20 protein-coding genes and 1 riboswitch are annotated in these 20,718 nt (G+C 50.2%); of the genes, 5 read left to right on the forward strand and 15 right to left on the reverse strand.

Annotation, left to right across the window (positions count from 1 at the left end; all coding sequences use genetic code 11):
* Window positions 1–137: 137 nt before the first annotated feature.
* From ACETK5_RS30245 to ACETK5_RS30255, 3 genes are all read right to left on the reverse strand, one after another.
* Complete coding sequence (locus ACETK5_RS30245; RefSeq protein WP_394059590.1) at window positions 138–482, reverse strand: YflT domain-containing protein; 345 nt, start codon at window positions 480–482, stop codon at window positions 138–140.
* 87 nt (window positions 483–569) lie between these two features.
* Entirely contained in the window at window positions 570–1,103 is a 534-nt protein-coding gene (locus tag ACETK5_RS30250) for a hypothetical protein (protein ID WP_100541491.1), read from the reverse strand.
* 57 nt (window positions 1,104–1,160) lie between these two features.
* Entirely contained in the window at window positions 1,161–1,682 is a 522-nt protein-coding gene (locus tag ACETK5_RS30255; RefSeq protein WP_100541490.1) for a DUF948 domain-containing protein, read from the reverse strand.
* Between the two features lie 276 nt (window positions 1,683–1,958).
* On the opposite strand from ACETK5_RS30255, the gene ACETK5_RS30260 reads away from it, so the two are divergent.
* Window positions 1,959–2,123, forward strand: coding sequence for a DUF1328 domain-containing protein (locus tag ACETK5_RS30260; RefSeq protein ID WP_082341766.1), 165 nt, complete (start codon window positions 1,959–1,961; stop codon window positions 2,121–2,123).
* A gap of 119 nt (window positions 2,124–2,242) precedes the next feature.
* Here the strand turns inward: ACETK5_RS30260 and ACETK5_RS30265 are convergent, their stop codons facing one another.
* The 3 genes from ACETK5_RS30265 to ACETK5_RS30275 all read right to left on the reverse strand — a co-directional run bounded on the left by ACETK5_RS30265 (window position 2,243) and on the right by ACETK5_RS30275 (window position 5,081).
* Window positions 2,243–3,748: a DHA2 family efflux MFS transporter permease subunit gene (locus ACETK5_RS30265; RefSeq protein ID WP_100541489.1), complete on the reverse strand. Its 1,506-nt coding sequence runs from the start codon at window positions 3,746–3,748 to the stop codon at window positions 2,243–2,245.
* 52 nt (window positions 3,749–3,800) lie between these two features.
* Window positions 3,801–4,250 carry a MarR family transcriptional regulator gene (locus tag ACETK5_RS30270; RefSeq protein WP_100541488.1) on the reverse strand — a complete coding sequence of 150 codons (450 nt, stop codon included), beginning with the start codon at window positions 4,248–4,250 and terminating at the stop codon, window positions 3,801–3,803.
* 252 nt (window positions 4,251–4,502) lie between these two features.
* Window positions 4,503–5,081 carry a hypothetical protein gene (locus tag ACETK5_RS30275; RefSeq protein ID WP_100541487.1) on the reverse strand — a complete coding sequence of 193 codons (579 nt, stop codon included), beginning with the start codon at window positions 5,079–5,081 and terminating at the stop codon, window positions 4,503–4,505.
* A gap of 187 nt (window positions 5,082–5,268) precedes the next feature.
* On the opposite strand from ACETK5_RS30275, the gene ACETK5_RS30280 reads away from it, so the two are divergent.
* Entirely contained in the window at window positions 5,269–5,613 is a 345-nt protein-coding gene (locus ACETK5_RS30280) for a hypothetical protein (protein WP_326115685.1), read from the forward strand.
* A gap of 107 nt (window positions 5,614–5,720) precedes the next feature.
* Here ACETK5_RS30280 and ACETK5_RS30285 read toward each other — a convergent pair whose 3' ends face one another.
* Window positions 5,721–6,593 (reverse strand): cation diffusion facilitator family transporter, encoded by an 873-nt coding sequence (locus tag ACETK5_RS30285; protein ID WP_326097720.1) that lies wholly within the window; start codon window positions 6,591–6,593, stop codon window positions 5,721–5,723.
* A 225-nt stretch (window positions 6,594–6,818) separates the two neighbouring features.
* Here ACETK5_RS30285 and ACETK5_RS30290 point away from each other — a divergent pair, with 225 nt between their 5' ends.
* Window positions 6,819–7,007, forward strand: a complete 189-nt coding sequence (locus tag ACETK5_RS30290; protein ID WP_100541484.1) for a hypothetical protein — start codon at window positions 6,819–6,821, stop codon at window positions 7,005–7,007.
* Window positions 7,008–7,129: 122 nt separating this feature from the next.
* Here the strand turns inward: ACETK5_RS30290 and ACETK5_RS30295 are convergent, their stop codons facing one another.
* The 5 genes from ACETK5_RS30295 to ACETK5_RS30310 form a co-directional block, all read right to left on the reverse strand.
* On the reverse strand, window positions 7,130–8,755 hold the full coding sequence (locus ACETK5_RS30295; RefSeq protein WP_100541483.1) for an ABC-F family ATP-binding cassette domain-containing protein: 1,626 nt from the start codon (window positions 8,753–8,755) through the stop codon (window positions 7,130–7,132).
* A 358-nt stretch (window positions 8,756–9,113) separates the two neighbouring features.
* Window positions 9,114–10,145: an MBL fold metallo-hydrolase gene (locus ACETK5_RS30300; RefSeq protein ID WP_100541482.1), complete on the reverse strand. Its 1,032-nt coding sequence runs from the start codon at window positions 10,143–10,145 to the stop codon at window positions 9,114–9,116.
* A gap of 126 nt (window positions 10,146–10,271) precedes the next feature.
* Window positions 10,272–10,373 (reverse strand): cytochrome bd oxidase small subunit CydS family protein, encoded by a 102-nt coding sequence (gene cydS, locus ACETK5_RS32505; protein ID WP_015737491.1) that lies wholly within the window; start codon window positions 10,371–10,373, stop codon window positions 10,272–10,274.
* A gap of 5 nt (window positions 10,374–10,378) precedes the next feature.
* Window positions 10,379–11,410, reverse strand: a complete 1,032-nt coding sequence (locus ACETK5_RS30305) for a cytochrome d ubiquinol oxidase subunit II (protein ID WP_100541481.1) — start codon at window positions 11,408–11,410, stop codon at window positions 10,379–10,381.
* On the reverse strand, window positions 11,407–12,759 hold the full coding sequence (locus ACETK5_RS30310; protein WP_394059593.1) for a cytochrome ubiquinol oxidase subunit I: 1,353 nt from the start codon (window positions 12,757–12,759) through the stop codon (window positions 11,407–11,409). The genes ACETK5_RS30305 and ACETK5_RS30310 overlap by 4 nt, the downstream gene beginning before the upstream one ends.
* Window positions 12,760–13,117: 358 nt before the next feature.
* Between ACETK5_RS30310 and ACETK5_RS30315 the strand changes: the two genes are divergently transcribed.
* Together ACETK5_RS30315 and ACETK5_RS30320 are read left to right on the forward strand one after the other, a co-directional pair.
* A complete protein-coding gene (locus ACETK5_RS30315; protein WP_394059594.1) occupies window positions 13,118–14,248 on the forward strand; it encodes a virulence factor in 1,131 nt (376 codons plus the stop codon).
* 117 nt (window positions 14,249–14,365) lie between these two features.
* Window positions 14,366–14,545, forward strand: a riboswitch (Lysine riboswitch).
* Window positions 14,546–14,714: 169 nt separating this feature from the next.
* The gene (locus ACETK5_RS30320; protein ID WP_243391015.1) at window positions 14,715–16,106 is read left to right on the forward strand and encodes an amino acid permease; all 1,392 of its coding nucleotides are present in this window, start codon (window positions 14,715–14,717) and stop codon (window positions 16,104–16,106) included.
* A gap of 76 nt (window positions 16,107–16,182) precedes the next feature.
* On the opposite strand, the gene ACETK5_RS30325 is transcribed toward ACETK5_RS30320, so the two are convergent.
* The 3 genes from ACETK5_RS30325 to ACETK5_RS30335 all read right to left on the reverse strand — a co-directional run bounded on the left by ACETK5_RS30325 (window position 16,183) and on the right by ACETK5_RS30335 (window position 20,648).
* On the reverse strand, window positions 16,183–17,325 hold the full coding sequence (locus tag ACETK5_RS30325; protein ID WP_100541477.1) for a transglutaminase domain-containing protein: 1,143 nt from the start codon (window positions 17,323–17,325) through the stop codon (window positions 16,183–16,185).
* A gap of 98 nt (window positions 17,326–17,423) precedes the next feature.
* Window positions 17,424–19,775 (reverse strand): YcdB/YcdC domain-containing protein, encoded by a 2,352-nt coding sequence (locus ACETK5_RS30330; protein ID WP_394059595.1) that lies wholly within the window; start codon window positions 19,773–19,775, stop codon window positions 17,424–17,426.
* A gap of 243 nt (window positions 19,776–20,018) precedes the next feature.
* Window positions 20,019–20,648: a bifunctional 4-hydroxy-2-oxoglutarate aldolase/2-dehydro-3-deoxy-phosphogluconate aldolase gene (locus tag ACETK5_RS30335; protein ID WP_394059596.1), complete on the reverse strand. Its 630-nt coding sequence runs from the start codon at window positions 20,646–20,648 to the stop codon at window positions 20,019–20,021.
* Window positions 20,649–20,718: the final 70 nt, after the last annotated feature.

Below are 20,718 nucleotides of genomic sequence, written 5' to 3' on the forward strand. Positions count from 1 at the left end.
AGGATTTATGGAACATTCTTTTAAAACATAGATAAGGAATGAGACGTCAAAGGTCTCATTCCTTATCTATGTTTTAAGTCCTATAACGCTAATGCCTACCCGCGATGCTGCCATAAAGCTGTGCTTTCGATGCTATATCATTCATCTTTTTTAGCGATGACAAGTACTTTGCCTAGATCCAGCTGTTTCTCATAGAATCCAGCCTCGGCCTCCGTGAATCCAAGCGATACGATTTTGGCGCGAAGCTCATCGCCGCGGGACCGGAACAAATTCACAAAGGCGTCAAACACGCCTTCTTCCTTGATGCCTACGTTATTGGCATCGGATGCATCCACGATCCGGCTTGTCTTGTCCGAATCATGAGCCAATACATAAATCCGATCATGATCGTAACCGGACTGCCGCAGATTCTGAACCTCCTGAACCGCTTGAGTACCGTTCTCAACGACTTTGGCATATGACTTCGTATTGGTAAATTCCATTGTGAAAACCTCCCCTAATAGTGTAAAACCTTAATTTAGGTTATAGTCCATTTGTTATTAACCTTATTTCTTAAGGTTGAAACAAATTTACTCGCTATAATCAAAAAATAAATCAATTCCTGCAATTTCACCGGAGCTCCTGTCAATAAATACCTTAAGCGCATGATGGTTCTCAAGGTACACATCCCCGTCCTCCGCTTTAAAATACGGCTTACCCAGAGATGCCCGAATCTGATTGGTTGTCATACCTATACGCTGGCCTTCAACCTGAAAGGATACGGCAGAGGGCTTCACATGAACATATTCCGTATAGCCGTTGCGGACACCAACCTCCATATCTTTGTAATCCAGCTTGGTCATTCCGGTCAGCTCCTCATGCTCAATTCGAGCCGGTGCTCCCAGCTTGCGAATGACATCGCCCTTGTTATCCGTTAGCGAAATCCCGTTTAAAGTTCCATAGCTCTCCGTAGCGTTGTCGCTGGTCTGTGCTTGTCCAGCATCCGAAGCGGCATGAATCATAGGCGGTGGCGACATCCCGGCGGAAGACTGCGGCTCTGCCACAGCACCTCCACCTCCGGAGTAAATCAAGAGCCCTACCATCAACAGTGCGACATTCCACATGCGACCTCCTCCTTTCTTCAGCTTGCAGAGCTATACCCGGGTTTTGCTTTTTTACTTTTATCTGGCTTTTTGGCGACGGAAGCTGTTCCACAGACCAACCGCTGTATCCACATAAGCTAACCAGTTCCGACCGCGTGACTTTTCTTCTGCTTCCGTATTCTGATATACCGCGTCATAAGACTGGAACGTACGATCCTGGGCCGTCAAAGGCACTTCCGTACGGGCAGGCTGCTCTTTCTTCTGCTCCATCCGGGATTGCTTAAAGCGGCTAACCATGCCGGAGGATACCTGCTTTACCGCATAGGTGACTTCGCTTAAAGCTTCTCCCAGATTCTTGACGGTATCCAGTACCGGATCAATCTGTCTCATCTTATGCTGAACATCCACCGTAATATCGTTCGTATTTCGAATCGTCTGCTTCACTTCATAACTCAATTCGTCCACCGTCTTTTGGACATCCTGAAGGGTTTCTGTTACCTTTTCGAGCGATTGTGTCGCAGCCTTTAGTGTCTTAATTAAAAAGAAAACCAGAACCGCAAATGCTACGGCAATAATGGCAACACTGATTTGGGTTAGCATACGTTGTCCCTCACTTTCAAGTATGTTGGTTTCGGATACGCAATAGTTACCCTATCCCCCAGCCCACGAAACAAAGGGATCCTTGCCAATAATGCCATTGTTCTGCAGCTTGTTTCATCCCTTGCCGCCCCGGTTAAAGAACACTACGAAGGGCGCTGTTGGCAACGGCCGATGGCTCTCTACCAAGCTTCAAATTGGATATGTGCCGCTTCGTGGAGCATCATGAGACTACATGCTATATCCAATAAAATCGATGAAGAAAGCAGGGTGAATAGGATGTTAAAATGGTCCGTAATTTTTCTAGTTGTTGCACTGATTGCAGGGATCTTTGGCTTCTTCGGCATCGTTGAGGCTGCAGCCGGTATCGCGAAGGTGCTGTTCTTCATCTTCGTTGTCCTGTTTGTGATCTCTCTCTTTACCGGACGCAGACGAAGTATGTGACGCTGTCACATACTAAAGCCCATGCATTGTATATACACAAAAGGAATAAAAAAAGGGTGTCCTCCGTTTGATAAACGGATAGGACACCCTTTTTTTGCGCTGCGAAAAATGGGATCGGGTTATACGTTCGTTGCTGCAGCCTCCTGATTTCCTGAGGCTTTCGGCTCTTCCGCCGGCTTAGTCTTCTTGATAAAGAACGCTAGGATCAACGAAGCGACGCTGATCCACGTGGCAATAACAAAGGCATAGTTAATGCCATAAATGGTTGCTTCATTACCCAGCTTAAGCAGGTCGGCCTGATTCTTCGGATCAAATAATCCCGATTGCATCAGGGCTTCCCCTTTGCTCTCTGCCTGGGTGGACATGACGGTAACAAGAATTGCCGTTCCGATCGAACCGGAAACCATGCGGAGTGTATTCGACATGGCCGTACCGTGGGCGTTCAAGCTTCGCGGCAGCTGATTTAGTCCGGCCGTTTGGATCGGCATCATGAGCATCGACATCCCGAACATGCGAGCCGTATATATGATCATCATCTGGCTGTAAGATATGGTTTCGGTCAGATTACTGAACTCCCACGTCGTAATGACCGTAATCGCCAGACCGATAACAGCCAGCCATCTTGCGCCAACCTTATCGAAGATCGCTCCCGTAATCGGTGACATGATCCCCATCAGAATAGCGCCGGGAAGCATGAGAAGTCCTGATTCCACCGGTGTGAATCCACGAATCTGCTGCAGATAAATGGGCAGCAGGATCATCCCGGCATACATCGCCATCGTAACAATGACATTGATAAGGGTCGTCAACGTAAACATGTTGTATTTGAATATCCGGAATTCCAGCATCGGATTGTCGGCCTTCATCTCCCGCCATACAAACAGGATGAGAGCAATCGCGCCGACCGCTAGGGTCGTAACAACCGGGGTGCTGGACCAACCGTCATTCCCGGCATCACTGAAGCCGTACAGCAAACCGCCAAAGCCCAGGGTGGACAAAATGATGGCGATCATGTCCAGCTTCGGCCGGCTGACCTCGGTAACATTTTTCAGGAAGAAAACCCCGATTAGTGTAGCAATGATTGAGAAAGGCAAGATCATGTAGAATAACACACGCCAATCATAGTGCTCCACAATATAGCCTGAAAGCGTGGGTCCGATAGCAGGAGCAAATATCATGGCGATCCCCATCATCCCCATCGCCTTGCCGCGGTTCTCAATAGGGAAAATGTTCAGAAATACAACGGTCATAAGCGGCATCAAAATGCCTGCACCAGCAGCCTGAACGAGGCGTCCGGTAAGCAGAAACGCGAAATTGGGGCTGATGGCACACAGCAAGGTGCCAATCGTAAACAGCGTCATCGCACTGATGAACAGCTGCCTTGTCGAGAAACGCGCGATCAGATAAGCAGTAACGGGGATCAAGACCCCGTTTACCAGCATAAAGCCTGTGGTCAGCCACTGGGCTACGGTCGGTTTAATGCTCAAATTTTCCATGATGCTCGGCAGAGCAACATTCATCAATGTCTGATTAAGAATGGCGACAAAAGCGCCAATCATAAGTGCAGCAATGATAGGGCCTTTCTTAACAGGCTCGCCGTGGCGAGCAATGGTATGGGTACTCATGTGCAGCCTTCACTCTCTTTCTAAGTAAAATCATACATATAGCATGTTTGTTCTATGTGGACATCTGACCTTGGATAAATTCAACATTGGTCATAATTTTGCGGTACAGGACACTCAACTGCTTAACCTCTTCGTCCGTTAGAAAACCGTATAACAAATGGCTCAACTCCGCGCGTTTATTGGCCAGCTGCTCGATCAGATCGCGCCCAAGCGGCGTAATCTCCAGATGGATGACCCTGCGGTCGGCTGTATCCCTTATTCGGCGAGCGAATCCGCCCTCGATCAATTTATCGGATATGCCCGTCACCGCCCCGCATGTTACATGAATGGAATCAGCCAAGTCCGATAATCTCAAAGCTCCCTGTTCATGAAGCATCTCCAAGGCGGTATACTGGGTTCTGCCTAGTTTAGGAAACCCCTCCTTCTGCCACTCATGATGCACTGTCCGAACCATCTTCTTAAATAGCATCTCCAACTCCAGAATTTCATTCCGCATGGACATGTATTTTTTACACTCCTTTAAAAGGTCCAGCACTCCTTCAATAGAGACAACCTACTGGCGCCTCTATATACTTTAGTACTAAAACATTTATTTCTAAACAATTACTGATTATAGTGGGGGATGATTTTAGTGTCAATGTTTACATATATATTTTTTTCATAGTTTTTTTCTGAAAATAATGACATCTCCGTGAAAATACAAAAAAGACCCAGACATCGTTCCTTGTCTGAGTCTTTAGCCGTTTCTCTTGCTTTACTTAAATAGCGACGGAATGGACATCCAATCCATCGTGAAGTTCAATTCCAAGCCATCGGACAGAAACTTCACATCTTTCACAGTTACCAGATCCGGTAAATAGTCCTTGAGCGAAATTTGGATCGGCTCCAGTCGAAACATATTCAAAGGGATCTCAACCCCCCGGATCGTTGTCGATTCATGCGTCAAGTGAAGATGGCTTCCCTCGGCCGACATTTGAAAGCGCAGCACAGCGCCAAAGGGAAGGATCCCCCATTGCCCATTCATATGGGCTGTCATCGTGGTGCCATTCATCAAAAAATCGGCGCCTGTAATATCGACGCCCAGGTCATGGGTGCTCATATATTTTACCATGTTCTTCTTGCTGAGTTCCCCGACTTCTTCTGTGCTCAGCAGCATACGGGTATCCCGGTTTGATACCATGGTCATCAACTTGTCCTTGAAATCAACGGAACGGTAGCGCATGTCCAGAGATTGCGTAGGATAAACAAACCAGACTAACGCACCGATAATCACAAGCAGAAGGACAAATATACCCAACAGGAAACGTCCGGCTCTTTTTTTTCGACGCACCATTCAAAGTCCCTCCTCCCATAGGATATCCTTACAACAACAAGGCTTTTCCCATCTCCAAAGTATATAGGAATCCTTGAAGCTTGTCACGATTTGAGAAATGTACCCAACTTTCTTGGTTCAAAACATCCAAATCGTGGTTATTACGATAATGTCAAATCATACTTCGGTCCCAAGGAGGAATTATTCCATGAAAAAAACACTGAGCATTACCGCAGCCCTAGCACTCACCCTGTCCCTGACCGCCGTAGCAAGCGCAGATCCGATTAACGGGACGGTATCCGACACTTCAGGGCCGGCTCCGATCTCGACGGAAGAGCCTATTATTAAACCGGAAGAAGTAGTGCTGGTGCCTACACCTATGATCGATATTACGGAAAGAACCTACTTTTATAACGCACCAAACGGCGAAAAGCTTGGTGCCTTGGCTCCGCAAAAAATCGACACGACCGGTAATCGAACAGGTGTCGTCCTTGGCGGGGAATGGGTTGAAGTTTATACATGGCTCGGTAAAGCTTGGATTTATGTAGAGTAATTGTATATGACTGCCGGACTTCATGATCCTTCATGTATCCTTGCAGATTAAATGGCAGGTCAAGATTACCTTGGCCTGCCATTTGTATTCGTATCCATCAGTATCTCCTAGGACGTTTCCTTAGGCTCCACGTGTATGTGGACGCTCATAATATTGTGAATCTTCTCCATCTGTTCTTCGATACGGTCACTGATCTGATGACCCTCCAAAACGCTGATATCCGGGTCTACCTCGATGACAACATCCACCAGCACATGATTGCCGTGAATTCGGGCCTTCATGTCCTTAATTCCCTCGACACCGGGCGTACGGGCAATCGTACTACGCAAGTCCGACAAACGATTTTCATCAAAACCGTCGGTCAGGCTATAGGTGCAATCTCTGAATATTTCCCAAGCCGTTTTGCAAATAATGACGCCAACCGCAACCGCTGCGACGGTATCCAGCCAGGGCAGACCGAATTGCGCGCCGATAATACCAACAGCCGCTCCCACACTGACGAGTGCATCCGATAAATTATCCTTGGCCGCTGCCATGAGTGCCTGGTTATCGATTCGCCGTGCGAGGTTCCGATTGTATCGGTATACGCCAAGCATCGCAACGGCACAGATGCCGGCTACGCCGGCTGACCATACATTCGGTATTTCCTTAGAGCCTTCAAAAAATGAACGAACGGCTTCAACCAGCACCTGGATACCAACAACCGCCATAATAAATGAAGCAACCAGAGCCGCAATCGTCTCCGCCCTTAAATGCCCGTACGCATGATCGGAATCCGGCGGTTTCTGGGAAATTCGCAGACCGATCAATACCGCGAGCGATGCCACAATATCCGTCAGGTTGTTAAAACCGTCGGCAAGCAAAGCACTGGATGCGAATAAGTATCCACAGAATATTTTAAACGATGACAACACGAGGTAAGCGGCAATGCTGATCCAGGCCCCGCGCTCCCCTTGTTTGATGTTATCATAGGCATTCACTTTACACGTCTCTCCTTTGCTTGCTCTTTGGCAGCCCTCAAGCGATATCCATCATTATCCATATTTAATCCTAGCAAAGGTCATTCGTGTGGGTCTAGAGAAACATAATTGCTTCGGTCAAAGAACCATGGACGTAGAAAATGGTATTAATCATTGTTACCCTTGCCGCGCGATTTAAAAACGAATAAAATGAGGACAAGCGAACACAAAGAGGAGGGTGATACTATGCCCGAGAATAATGAATCACGTAAAGTGAATTTGGCTGATGCGATCCGACAAAAGCTGGAACAAAAGAAACAGCAACATTCGTCCGCGAACAAGCCCGGACAATTTCAGGCCGGTTCAGCGCAAAAAATGAAAAGCCAAAACAATAAAAAACCAAACAACCAGCGTCGTCGTACCGGCGGTTCGTAGAAGAGCCAGTTACGTGCATAACGCAAAAAATGCTGCACCTCCCATAATTGGAAGGTGCAGCATTTTTATAATGGATCGAGAAGATGAAAGCTCACGCCCTCAACTTCGCCGCATCCTATTTCTTAAGCTTCAACCGGATACATGCTTTCGCGAAGTCCCTTGATCTCTTCACTCTCTAGATACTCATCATAACTCATGCTGCGGTCGATGATACCATTTGGCGTGATCTCGATAATTCGGTTGGCAATCGTCTGAATGAACTGATGGTCATGCGAGGTGAACAGAATCGTTCCGTCGAAATCGATCAGACCATTGTTGAGTGCCGTGATGGATTCGAGGTCCAAGTGGTTCGTCGGCTCATCGAAGATGAGCACGTTCGCGCCGTTCAGCATCATTTTTGCCAGCATGCAGCGAACCTTCTCGCCCCCGGACAATACGCTTGCTTTCTTCAGCGCTTCCTCACCCGAGAACAGCATGCGGCCAAGGAATCCGCGCAAGAATGTCTCATCTTGATCCTTGGAATATTGGCGCAGCCATTCCACAAGATTGATATCTACACCGTCAAAATAAGCAGAGTTGTCTTTCGGGAAATACGCCTGGGTGGTTGTTACCCCCCAGCTGTATTCACCGGCATCCGCTTCGGTTTCACCGGTTATGATCTGGAACAGCGTCGTTTTCGGCATACCGTTCGGTCCAACAAACGCGATTTTGTCGCCTTTGTTTACAACAAAGCTGATTTGATCCAGAACCTTTTCTCCATCCATCGATTTGGTAATGCCATCAACCGTAAGCAGCTGCTTGCCCGCTTCGCGTTCAGGCTTAAAGTGGAGAAACGGATATTTACGGTTCGAAGGACGAAGATCCTCCAACGTAATTTTATCGAGCTGTTTCTTACGGGAAGTCGCCTGCTTCGATTTGGAAGCATTCGCCGAGAAGCGTTGAATAAATGCCTGCAATTCCTTGATCTTCTCTTCCTTTTTCTTGTTGGCATCCCGTTGAAGTTCAAGCGCCAGCTTACTGGATTCATACCAGAAGTCGTAGTTGCCGACATACAGCTGGATTTTACCGAAGTCGATATCCGCAATATGCGTACACACCTTGTTCAGGAAGTGACGGTCATGGGATACCACGATAACGGTGCCTTCATAATCCATGAGGAAGTTCTCGAGCCACTGAATCGATTCCAGGTCCAAGTGGTTGGTAGGCTCATCGAGCAGCAGGTTATGCGGCCGGCCGAACAATGCTTGCGCCAAGAGAACGCGTACCTTCTCGTTGCCGCTCAGCTCCGACATTTTCTTATCGTGCAGCTCGCGTGGAATGCCCAGACCGATCAGGAGTGCTGCCGCATCCGGTTCTGCATCCCATCCGTTCAGTTCTGCGAATTCGCCTTCCAGCTCACCCGCACGCATACCGTCTTCTTCGGAGAAATCGGACTTCGCATACAGCGCATCCTTCTCCTTCATAATGGTATACAGCCGGGAATGACCCATAATTACCGTCTCCAGGACTGGATACTGGTCGTATTCATAGTGGTTCTGCTTCAGAACCGCCATCCGTTCATTCGGTGTCATATGGACCTCGCCTTGGTTCGGTTCAATCTCACCAGAGAGGATTTTTAGAAATGTAGACTTACCCGCCCCGTTGGCGCCGATGAGGCCGTAGCAGTTGCCCGGGGTGAATTTTATATTGACATCTTCAAATAGTGCTCGTTTGCCATAGCGGAGCGTTACGCCGCTTGTACTGATCATTAAGCATTACCATCCTTTATCACTATTGGTTTCAGCACATTATAGCATAAGTACGACGGTTATCGAAGCTTCTGGACGATATAAAACGGTTTTAAACAAATATAACCTCCTTCGTGCCCCCCAATTTTCAAGCAATTGCGCAGGAGGCCGACGATCTGAAGCTACTTTTTCAGATTTAATAGAAAAAGTAGCTTTTCTATTAATGAAAGAAACCAATCGAATGGCGCATGGGTCGTTCAGACGTTTCGGAGGCTGAACGTGAAAGAAACCGAAAATGGGCCCGAAAGGTTATATGACCTTTCGGGCCTCTTTTGGCAGTCTATGGTGTATAGTGTTCGGAATCGTTTGTACGTTTCGGTTACGATGTCACGCTTCTCCGCTCAGGCTGAACCTTGAAGGTCTCTCCGTACTTTAATACGCGAATCCGCTCCTTGGCGATCCCCAGCCGCTCGCGTTCAGCTTCCATCCGGTCCAGCGCTTCTCTGGCCGTATCGTCTGCCAGCTTGAAGGTGCCGTAATGCATCGGAATCATCGTCTCGGCCTTCACATCCTGGAATGCCTGCAGCGCCTCTTCCGGATTGACGTGCTGCGACGTCATGAACCATTCCGGTTCATATGCACCGATGGGCATCAGTGCAAGGTGAATATTGAAGCGTTCTCCGATCAGCTTAAAGCCCTCGAAATATCCGCTGTCTCCGGCAAAATACAAATTCGGCGGAAGCAGGCGGGTCCCATCCTCCGCGACAGGTTCGTTAATGCATGGCGATTCCTCGGAAGAATCCGAATCCGTCTTCGCATCCTGCAGCACGGGCTCCATTACGAATCCTCCCCAATGGGATGTATTCGTGTCAAACGGCGTACGCCGAGTCCAATGCTGTGTCGGCACGAAGGAGAATTTCACGCCCTTGATGGTTGCGGATTCCCACCACTGCAGTTCGATCACGCGGCGAAAGCCTTTGTTGATCATTTTGCGACGAAGACCAACCGGTACGAGGATCGTGGTGTCCGCACGGTACAGCCTACGGATCGAGGCAACATGCATATGGTCATAGTGGGAATGCGAAATCAAAATGACATCGATCGGGGGAATCTCATGAATGGGAAGTCCAGGCTCTCCAAGGCGCTTATTAAACCCCATTCTCCGCGCCCATACGGGATCAGTCACGATGTTCAAGCCTTCATATTGGATGAAGAACGTAGCGTGCCCGATCCAGGTAACGGAGGTTTCGTGCCGGTTGCTATGCAAATACTGAAGATCCGGCGTCAGGTTCGGAATGCAGTAGGAATAATCCTTCTTCTTCTGACGACGTTCGTCGCGCCACTGCTTGAATTGTTTAAGTGTTTTATCCGTGCTGACGTTATCGATATTGTTATAGCGAATTTTTGGCATGCAGCCTCCTCCTTCCATTACCCTGTATTTTACCCCGTATTGACCTCTCCGCTCAACTTTGCGTTTGTTGTTCTTTTTACACCGAATGATTCTTGGCGAAACAACCCGTACTGCCTTTGTCCAGACTCAATCCGATGGATCTTTATACTTGACGACGTAGATCGCCATAAAGGCTACGGCAGCCAGTACGGTGAGCAGCGGTGCTATGAAAATACCGAAGTCCTCCACTTGCCTCACCCCTTCTTCGCGGATTTACCGCGAATATAGTTCGCATCGAACAGAAACAATCGCATCAGCAGGATCAGGGAAGGAACCAATACGCAGAATCCCAGGATAAATGCGGTAATCAAAGCGATCGCCATCGTATCGTTGGTAATACTCTCGTGAATGTGGATGTAATCATAGAGAATATACGGCAGATGTGAGCGTCCATACCCATACCAGGCAAAGGCAAATTGGAGCATGACCATGATAAAAGCGATGCCGAGCCGGATTCGTTTCCATACGAGGTACACCGCAATGACAAAGCAGATGAACGACGCGATAAACATCCATGCGATATCCAGCATCTGCTGAAAATGCACCGGATTCTGATGGTTGATCTGGAAAAACGCGAAAACCGAAGCCAGGATCGTCGGTCCGCTCCACCCCAGCGCATAACCCCGGACCACGCCGAACGCGACCTCATCCCCGGCACGCTGCGCGTAATAGGACAGGAACATCGCCGAGATGTACAGAACGCTCACAAGCGCAAGCAGGATGACCGACCACGTGTACGGGTTCGTGAAGAACGTATACCAATGAAGCTCCACCTTGCCGTTGTCCATATAGATAATGCCGCCTTCCGAGATGGCCAATATCGTCGACAACGCGGCAGGGATGAGCAGCCCCGTGGCCCCGTAGAGCCCCATATACACAATATTGTTCCCGGTCTGGCTGCCATACGTGTGATAGGCGTAGTAAGCGCCGCGGATCGCCAGCAGCACAAGGGCCAAGCTCCCCGGCACAAGCAGAGCGGTGCCATAATAATACGCAGCATCGGGAAAGAATCCGACAAGTCCGACCACAAAAAAGATCAGGAATACGTTGGTCACTTCCCAGACGGGAGATAAATATCGCTGGATGATGTTATGAATCTTGTTCTCGTGTCCGGTGAGCACGCTGTAATAGCTGAAAAATCCGGCACCAAAATCAATCGAGGCTACCAGCAAATAGCCAAACAGAAATGTCCACAGCACGGTTATTGCCACCATTGCATAGCTCAATTGCGGTCTCCCCCTTCGATTTCGAGTCCCAGCAGCCGGATTTCCTCTTCGGCGCTTTTATTCCGGAACAATTGGCTCAGCACGCGGATCGCGGATACGGATAGCACCAGATACAGGATAATAAACAACACCAGCATCCAGCCGACGCTTGATGAAGTGGTTGCCGCATCCGATACCTTCATGTATCCCCGCACGATCCATGGCTGCCTTCCGATCTCGGCAAGGAACCAGCCCAGCCAAATGGCTGACATCGATAGAGGCCCTAAAGCCAATATACTGAGCAGCAGCCATTTTGGATAAGGCCTTTTGCCAGGAAGTTTCTTGCGAAACATATATAAAAGCGGAATCAGAACGATCACGGCGCCGCTGGTCACCTTCAAATCGAAAAAATAATGCACCGACATCGGCGGCCTCTCATTCTCCGGAAATTCATTCAGGCCAACGACCTCCGTGCTGGGGCTGTTCCCTGCCAATATGCTAAGCGCATAGGGAATCTTCAATGCATACTTAATCTCGTTGTTCTCATCCAGGAAGCCGCCGTAAATGAGCGGGGCTTGTGTCATCGTCTCAAAATGCCACTCGGCCGCCGCCAGCTTCTCGGGCTGGTATTTGGCCAGAAATTTGCCGGAAAAATCCCCGATCATCACGGTGGCCACAGCAAAAACAAAGGTGGACACAACAGTGAGCTTCAGCGCTTTTTTAAAGTAAATGTGCCTGCTTCCCCGCAATATACTGAAAGCGGCTATGCTGGCCAGCGCGGCGGCACTGGTCGTAAACGCTGACGCCAGCACATGGCTTACCTTGGTCGGCGTCGCCGGATTGAACATGGCCACGAACGGATTCACATTCGTAAATACCCCATCCACCAGCTCGAAGCCCTGGGGCTGATTCATAAAAGCATTCATGCTCGTGATAAAGAACGCTGACGCGGAGGAGCCGATCGCTACGGGGATCAGCAGCAGTAAATGGGTCCATTTATTTTTGAATCGATCCCATGTATAGAGATAAATGCCAAGAAAGATCGCCTCCACAAAAAAAGCAAAGGTTTCCATGAACAGCGGCAGCGCAATGGCTTTGCCGGCTACGCGCATAAAGGTGGGCCATAACAAGCTGAGCTGCAAACCGATGGCGGTACCTGTCACGACGCCGACGGCCACCGTAATCACGTATCCACGCGCCCAGCGCCGGGCGAGCAAGGTATAATGGTTGTCTCCTGTCCGAATCCCCCTCCATTCCGCCAGAGCCAGCATAATCGGAATCCCAACGCCGATGGTTGCCAGAACAATATGTACAAACAGGGTCAAACCGGTCAGTATCCGGCTCATCAGTACGGGGTCCAATGAAGACATCAGATTCACTCCTCGGTTTCTTTATCCAAAATATTTCATATAGCGCAGATACCCTTTCACGGCGCCATATAGCATAATGGCCGCAACAACAAAGCATAGAATCGCAAGCTTTCGCTCCTGCTTCCTGTGCATCCGTTAGTCAAGCCTCCTTTATATATTTCAGCCCTTCTGCAGGGGAGCAGCCCTCTAACACTAACTCTTTGAAGAACATAAATGGCCTATATCCAATCATTATCAGTTTTACAAACCTTTCCTCTTTTTATCCAAAGTCCGGTCATTTTGTTTGAATCCTTGCCATGATGTTTTTTCCTGCATGGAAAAGAGGTACAATAAGAGGATAAGGAGGCGAGATAAACCCATGAAAATTACATTTATTGAACCAACCCCGAGCCCGAACTCCATGATGCTTCACCTTGACGAAACCCTGGAGTCCGGGATTCGCAGAACATATACACTAGACAACGAACGGTCGGCTCCCCCCTGGATCAGGCAGCTGCTCCATATCCCGGGCGTAAAGAGCGTCTTTCATACCCTTGATTTCATCGCGCTCGACCGTAAAGGTAACGCCGATTGGCCTTCCATCCTAGGTGCCGTTCAGGAAATATTCGGTCAGGAGGGGCTGGCCGCCGGGCTCCAAGAAGGTGCGGATGACATCGCTTTTGGAGAGGCTCAAGTGTTCGTGCAATATTTCCGGAATATTCCGATGCAAATTCGTGTCAAAAGCGGGAATCAGGAAGAACGCATCGGTCTGTCGGAGCGCTTCGCCAAAGCGGTAGCAGCGGTGGGAACCACGATGCTCATCAAGGAGCGCAAGCTCAAGGAGTACGGCGTGCGATACGGCCAGCTGGAAGACATCGCCCGTGACGTAGAGCAGGAGCTTGAAGCTGCCTTCCCGCAGGAGCGCCTCGATAAGGTTGTTGCCCAGGCGATTGCCCACGGTGCCAGCGACGAGGATTTCGTTGAGCAGCGCCGGAAGCTGACCGACGAGGAAACCGAAGCCGCGCTGCAGGATGAGGACTGGCGCGTCCGTTATGCCGCGCTGGATGCACTGGAGCCATCGGAGAAACATATTCCGCTTCTCCGCAAAGCGCTTCGGGATCCGAAGATGCAGATCCGCCGGCTCGTCGTCGTGTACTTGGGCGATCTTCGCACCCCTGAAGCGATGGAGCTCCTATATGAGGCCATGCGTGACGAAACACCGGCCGTTCGCCGTACCGCAGGCGATACGCTGTCCGATATCGGCGATGCTGCCGCTACCCCGGTCATGATCGAATCGCTCAAAGACAGCAGCAAGATCGTACGCTGGCGTGCAGCCCGTTTCCTGTATGAAGTAGGTACCGAGGAAGCCCGCTCCGCCCTGGAGGAAGCTGCCAATGATCCGGAATTCGAGGTTAGTCTGCAGGCACGAATGGCACTGGAGCGCATCGAATCCGGCGAAGAAGCGGCCGGAACCGTCTGGCAGCAAATGGCCAAACGGAATCAATCGTAATCGCATCAGCGGGACTACTTAGAACCGTTAAATTTAACCATTGCTTCTGACATGGGATGTGATTTATACTAGGACTCTCTTGTTAGAATTGAATATACAGATAGCCTCATCATTCCAAGATGAGGTAGAGGTTGCAGACATGATCAGTAGTTGTGCCGAGGCGAAGAGAAGCCGGTGAAGCACAGTGAAAGGCATGAATGCCGAAGTGCAGGGTATACTCTTGTATCCTGTGCTGGGGCCGTTGTCGAAAGAGACGGAACTGTCACGGGGATTCCCCCGTGTTGTGCTATCTTCATGGAGGGTATGATGCGGATACGATAAAGACCGCAGGTATAGACCTGCGGTCTTTTTGTTCTAACAGGGTATATTTTAAATATCATTTCTTAATGCATAGAAGGAGTGTTCGATCTTGAATCGCAAAAAAGCACCAGCTGCTTCGCTGAAGCAGAGCTTTAAAGCTCGTCATATGACCATGATCGCCCTTGGCGGATCGATCGGTACCGGCCTGTTCCTGGCAAGCGGAACGGCCATCGCCTCCGCCGGCCCAGGCGGAGCGCTTATCGCCTATGCCGCGGTTGGCCTCATGGTTTACTTTCTGATGACCAGCCTGGGCGAGCTCGCTACGTATCTTCCGGACTCCGGCTCATTCAGCACCTACGCCTCCCGGTTTGTCAGCCCTGCCTTCGGATTTGCCGTCGGCTGGAACTTCTGGTACAACTGGGCCGTTACCATCGCCGCCGAGCTCGCGGCAGCGACGGTTATTATTAAATTCTGGTTCCCGGACAGCCCGTCATTCCTGTGGAGTCTTCTGTTCCTGGCGATTATGTTCGGCTTAAACGTTCTCTCCGCCAAAGGATACGGCGAATCGGAATATTGGTTTGCTATCATTAAGGTGGCAACCGTCATTATCTTCCTTATCATCGGTGTCATGATGATATTCGGTATTCTTGGCGGTGAAGCCGTTGGATTCAGCAACTTTAGCCTAGGCGACGGGCCGGTACACGGCGGATTCTTCGCACTGGTCGGCGTGTTTATGGCTGCAGGCTTCTCCTTCCAGGGAACCGAGCTGATCGGGGTCGCGGCCGGCGAGAGCGAAAATCCGAGGAAACATGTCCCTAAAGCCATCCGTCAGGTGTTCTGGCGCATTCTGATCTTCTATATTTTTGCTATTTTTGTCATCGGCATGCTGATCCCTTACACCCACCCCAGCTTGCTTCAATCCGGGGTCGATAATATCGGAGTCAGCCCCTTCACGCTGGTGTTTGAGAAGGCCGGGCTTGCCTTTGCCGCTTCCGTTATGAATGCCGTAATTCTAAGCTCCGTGCTGTCGGCAGGCAACTCGGGGATGTATGCCTCAACCCGTGTCCTGTATGCCATGGCGAAGCAGGGCATGGCACCAAAATGGCTCAGCCGCCTGAACAGCCGCGGCGTACCGGTTGCGGCTCTGATCGTAACCTCCGCCGTAGGTATGCTGGCCTTCCTGGCCTCTTTCTTCGGCGATGGGGTCGTGTACGTGTGGCTCCTGAACGCCTCCGGGATGTGCGGATTCATTAACTGGCTGGCGATTGCGGTGAGTCATTACCGCTTCCGCAAAGCCTACGTTGCTCAAGGCAAGGACCTGAAGGATCTTCCGTTCCGTGCACGCTGGTTCCCCTTCGGTCCCATCTTCGCCTTCCTGCTCTGTCTTGTTGCTATTATCGGTCAAGGCAATTTCAGCGGGGAGATCGATTGGTTAACGATCATTGCCACGTATGTCAGCATTCCGTTGTTCCTCTCCATCTGGTTCGGCTACCGCTTGATGAAGAAGAGCCGCATCGTGCCGTTGGACGAATGCGATTTGAGCACAAACGTCAAATAATAATAACCAGTCATGCCAAAAGCAGCTTCCCTCCCATACTTGGGAACGGAAGCTGCTTTTTTGTGATGCGGACATATTACCAGATGATCTGCACTCTGAGATCATCGGTGTTCTCAAACGCATGGTGATAGTATTTGATGGAACCGAGATTGCTCTTCATCTGTAATTGCTGGAGCACATTTACAAGCTCTCGCTCACTGCCGTCAAACCGGAACACCAGCTTCTGGCTCCCTTCAGCCTTTGCAGCTTTCACCAATGGTTGGAGCTGTTTATAGGAGCTGACGATGGAACGGGCATCATAAAGCTGATATTCCAGATCCCGTTTTAATTGTTCGTATACTCCGGCTCTCGAACGATCCTTCACGGCTAGCCCTGCCAGCGTGTTGCGGTAAAGGGTGCTCGCCTTCGGATAGGATTTCACCCAGGTATGATCCCGGCCCATCTGTTCATCCGTCCGGAGGTAGTACGTATAGGATACCTCGTTGTCGCGATCCGGCACGGGATCGTTCCACGTCGTGTCCAGATGATACCATTTGCCGTCCAGAAGGACCAGATTCCAGGCATGGAGCTGGCCTTTCGGATTGTCGGAGGCATAAGCCGTGCCCTCCACAATTTTGTTCTGGATCCCGGCTTCCTTCAGCAGTTTATGCGTTAACAGAGAATAGCCCTGGCATACCGTGCTTCCGGTGTAAAGCCCGTCATAGGCCGTATATTTCGTAAGCGTGGTATCGTATTTCAAGTTCCGGACAACCCAATCGTGGATGGCTTTCACCTTCTCATGATCATTCATGCCCGGCTTGATGATCTGCTTCAAAATGCTGTCGGCATTCTGGTTCACATAGTTCGTCTGTTCCGCGGTCTCGCGGTAACTCAACCGAACGGTGACATTGGCGGAACTGGAAGTCCCACGATAGTCGTAGCTATAACTAGCGATGGTGTAGTGAATATAGGGGTCACTGGCCATCGCCTGATCAAGTGCATCTTTAAGCTGCGATTTCAGCGATTGGGTCTCGCCCTGATAAACAAAACGCACCGTCGATTGCCTGTCGCTCATCGCTGTCAGCAGTTTCTGCTGAATCCCATTGACCGACTTCACGACCGCTTTGTTGGAGGTGGCATAGACATCACTGAGATTAGCTGGTTCAGGTACTGCTGCAACGGTTACCGCCAAAGACCCTATGAACAGTAATTTAACGATCGTTCCTCGGCTTCGTTTCATCGGTACACCCGCCCTTCATCTTCCTCATCCGTATTGTAACACATAACATCAGGGCTTAAGGGTTCTAGTTTTGTCGACCGGGCACGAATATCAAATACCTACCAATAAAATGAGGACAGGAAGGAATCGCTGCGTCCCGCCAGCTTCGACATGCGGACCAGAACCTCAGCAGCTTCCGCTCGCGTCACCTCACGTTCCGGCAGGAACTTGCCATCGACTGCCGGGAGAAGACCCAGCTTGAGGGCGATCAGGGCTGCGCCTTTGTTAGTTACGGCGTCGGCATCCGATATCCCCTGAACGTCGGTTGGAAGGATAAAGGCTTTGGACAGCTTCTCGTAATTCAGAATACGGGTCAGCGAGCTGGCCAATTCATCCCTTGTCAGCTTGCGGTCCAGCTGCAGCGGGCTGTCCGGATCATAAGGTATCCAGTTCTGCCCGATCAGCACCTGAATGGCCTGGTAATACGGATGGTCCGGCTGCAAGCCTGCGTATGGATCCATGGTAGATCTTCCATACACCTGCTCGTAAGACGGGCTCACCGAAGCAGCCACCAGCTGATACCATTCGCCAAGGGTAATCTGGCGATCCGGGTATACCTTTCCGTCTTTGTCCGGAACCAGCACCCGATATTTCACCAGCTCCTTCAGAGACGCTTCCGCATCATGCCCCGCCGCATCGGTAACCGCAGGAATATCCTTGCGGCTCATTTCAGGCATGATATCGCGCCATTCCCCGCTCTTGGCATCTAGCGGTACCGCAATGCCGCCATAACCCGCCTTTTTGTGTGTCGGATAATAAATCAGCTTAATGAAAGGCTTCATAATCTCATTACCGGTCGTTGCGTAACCTCCGTAGTAACCGTATTTCAGCTTTAGATCGATTTCTTCCAAATATTTAGCTCTTGCCTGCTCCGCACTGATAGCCGGTTTTACATCCGTTGGCAGCTTGGACAGGACAGCGTCGGAATTCACGCTAAAGCCCTGGATTTGTCCGTCGCCCTCCATGGTGAGGTTCAAGGAATCGCCCATGATGCGAATATCACCGATATAACGCTGGAATGAAAATTGATAATGGAGCGTTTGATTGTCCTTGCCCAGTTTATCAACCGATGTCAGCTTCCATTCTTCGGCCGCATTCGGCACCAGCTTGCTTACCGTCTCGAATGCCAGGTCCTGCGCCGCCTGCTGCGAAATCGGGCTCTTCACTTCCGGAGCACCGGTCCGGTCAAAACGGTATCGGTTGTACGAGTAGATCTGTCCGGTCTTGGCGTCCACCTCTGCGGATACCATCTCTCCTCCGCCCATGGCAGAGAGCTTATTTTCGCCCCAGCTTATGTTCCACGTCTTGATCTCGCTGTTGTTCCACCTCGTACCCAGTCTCTTGGATTCTGTCTTTAAACCAGACGGAAGCTTGATCTGCGATTCCACCCATCTGGCCGCTGCCTCTCCGCCAGCGAATGGAGCCGTGATTGGCTTAAAGGTTTCTTTGGATGTCGGAATCGCGCCGTTCTCAACCGAGGTAAGCCCGCTCTCTTCCCCTGAGAAACTAATGAACTTGCCTGTATTGGCATCCAGTGAATTGCCTGATTGATCATTAGGTATGTAACCTAAGAAATAATTGCCTTTGGCATTGTTATATAAATGATCCGGTACATAAGCCAAGGATACTTGGAATTGATCCTCAAACAATTTACGGATGGAAGCCTCGTTCAATTTCGGTGTGGATGAAGGAAACTCCTCATTGATTTGATTGCGGGAATAGTTAATGGTATTACCCTGCCCGTCAAGCGTGATTGAGATGCTGTTCACATCCGATTCAATCCCGTTCACCGAGGTTTGGAAATAAAACTCGAACCGCGGCGGACTGAACAATGCCGCCTGCATCCCGAGATAAGCCTCATTCTCCTTAAGCTCGCTGGCCTTCACATCCGATACATGGCTGCCGATCCATTTCAGCGCCTTCTCCTTGGCTGCTTCCCGGGTTAACACCGGTTTGTCGCTACCATGGTTCACCAAAGAATTAGGAATATAAATGTTGAGAAGTTCACCTGTAACCGCATTGACCTGGGCATTAAAGCCGGAGCTCGAGTTCCCTTTGGTCAGTACCATTTGCAGATCCCAAGCAAGCGCGCTCGATCTCATGCCATCATTCTCCAGGAACTGCACGTTCGTTACCTTCACGTTCTTGAGCTCCGGGAAAGCCTTCTTAATGATGTCTTCCGCCTGCTTGGATGAAATTTTTGCGCCCTTCGGTATTTCGTTATCCGTTACGCTTTTGGAACCGGCTTGACCGCTGCTGTCCACGGCAGTTACCGTTTCGGATACAGCGACTCCGCCGCCCGGAACCGAATTGTCACCCCATACCGGCTGCGCCAAACACAGCATGGCTGTAGCCGTAACCGCGCACACGGTCTTTTTTACCCTTACCTTCTTCTTACCTGATGGATTCACTTGATTCGCTCCCTTCCATTACTTGAACCTAACCATGTCTTACTTACACATGATGATATCCCTAACAAGTGCCTGTACACGGCAGCAATGACATAACCAAGCTACCTAAATAATACCATAACTTGTCTATATATTCCTTATGTAGTAAGCTTCCAAAACATAACCTGCATGGTTAAGGATGAACAAAGTGTAACTATTTCGATCCCGCTTCTTGCGAATGGGAGAATTCCCTTCGAACACATCTTAACCAAGTCGCGCCGCTTCAACAAAAGCCGCAGTGCATCGCTTGATCTCCTCCATATTGCCGGACATAAGCGCATCCTTCGGAAGCAGCGCGCTGCCCAAACCGACCGCTGCCGCGCCTGCATTAAAATAATCCGGAAGATTATCCAGCGTAACTCCACCCGTTGCAAGCAGCGGAATGTGATTCAGCGGGCCCTGAAGCTCCCGGATAAATGACAAGCCCAGACTGGCCATGGGAAACAGCTTCACTATCTCTGCCCCGGCTGCGTACGCCGCAACGATCTCCGTTGGCGTCATAGCCCCGGGCCATACATCAATTCCCTGCTCTAGGGCAAATTCGATGACAGTAAGATCCGTGTTCGGCGAAATCAGGAATTGGGCCCCGGCAGAGACCGCTTCCTTCGCCATCTCCACATCAAGGACGGTACCCGCGCCAACATACACGTCACCGTCATAGCGGGCGCGCCAATCCTGTATCATATGTAAAGCACCCTTCGTATTCATCGTCACTTCCATGAACCGGATTCCGCCCTGGCTCAATCCCTCTCCTACGAAGCCCGCCTGTTCTTTCGTAATGCCCCGTACGATGGCAACGATTTTCTCGCGTTTGAGTTCAGCTGTCAGTTTCAATGTCTTCCCCCCATTTCTATTTACACTTCCCGCACCACCCTTAATCGAATTGGCCGCGGATGTTACACAA

Origin of the sequence: Paenibacillus ilasis, from assembly GCF_043195395.1 — a bacterium.
In the GTDB taxonomy this organism is placed as follows: Bacteria; Bacillota; Bacilli; order Paenibacillales; family Paenibacillaceae; genus Paenibacillus_AQ; species Paenibacillus_AQ lautus.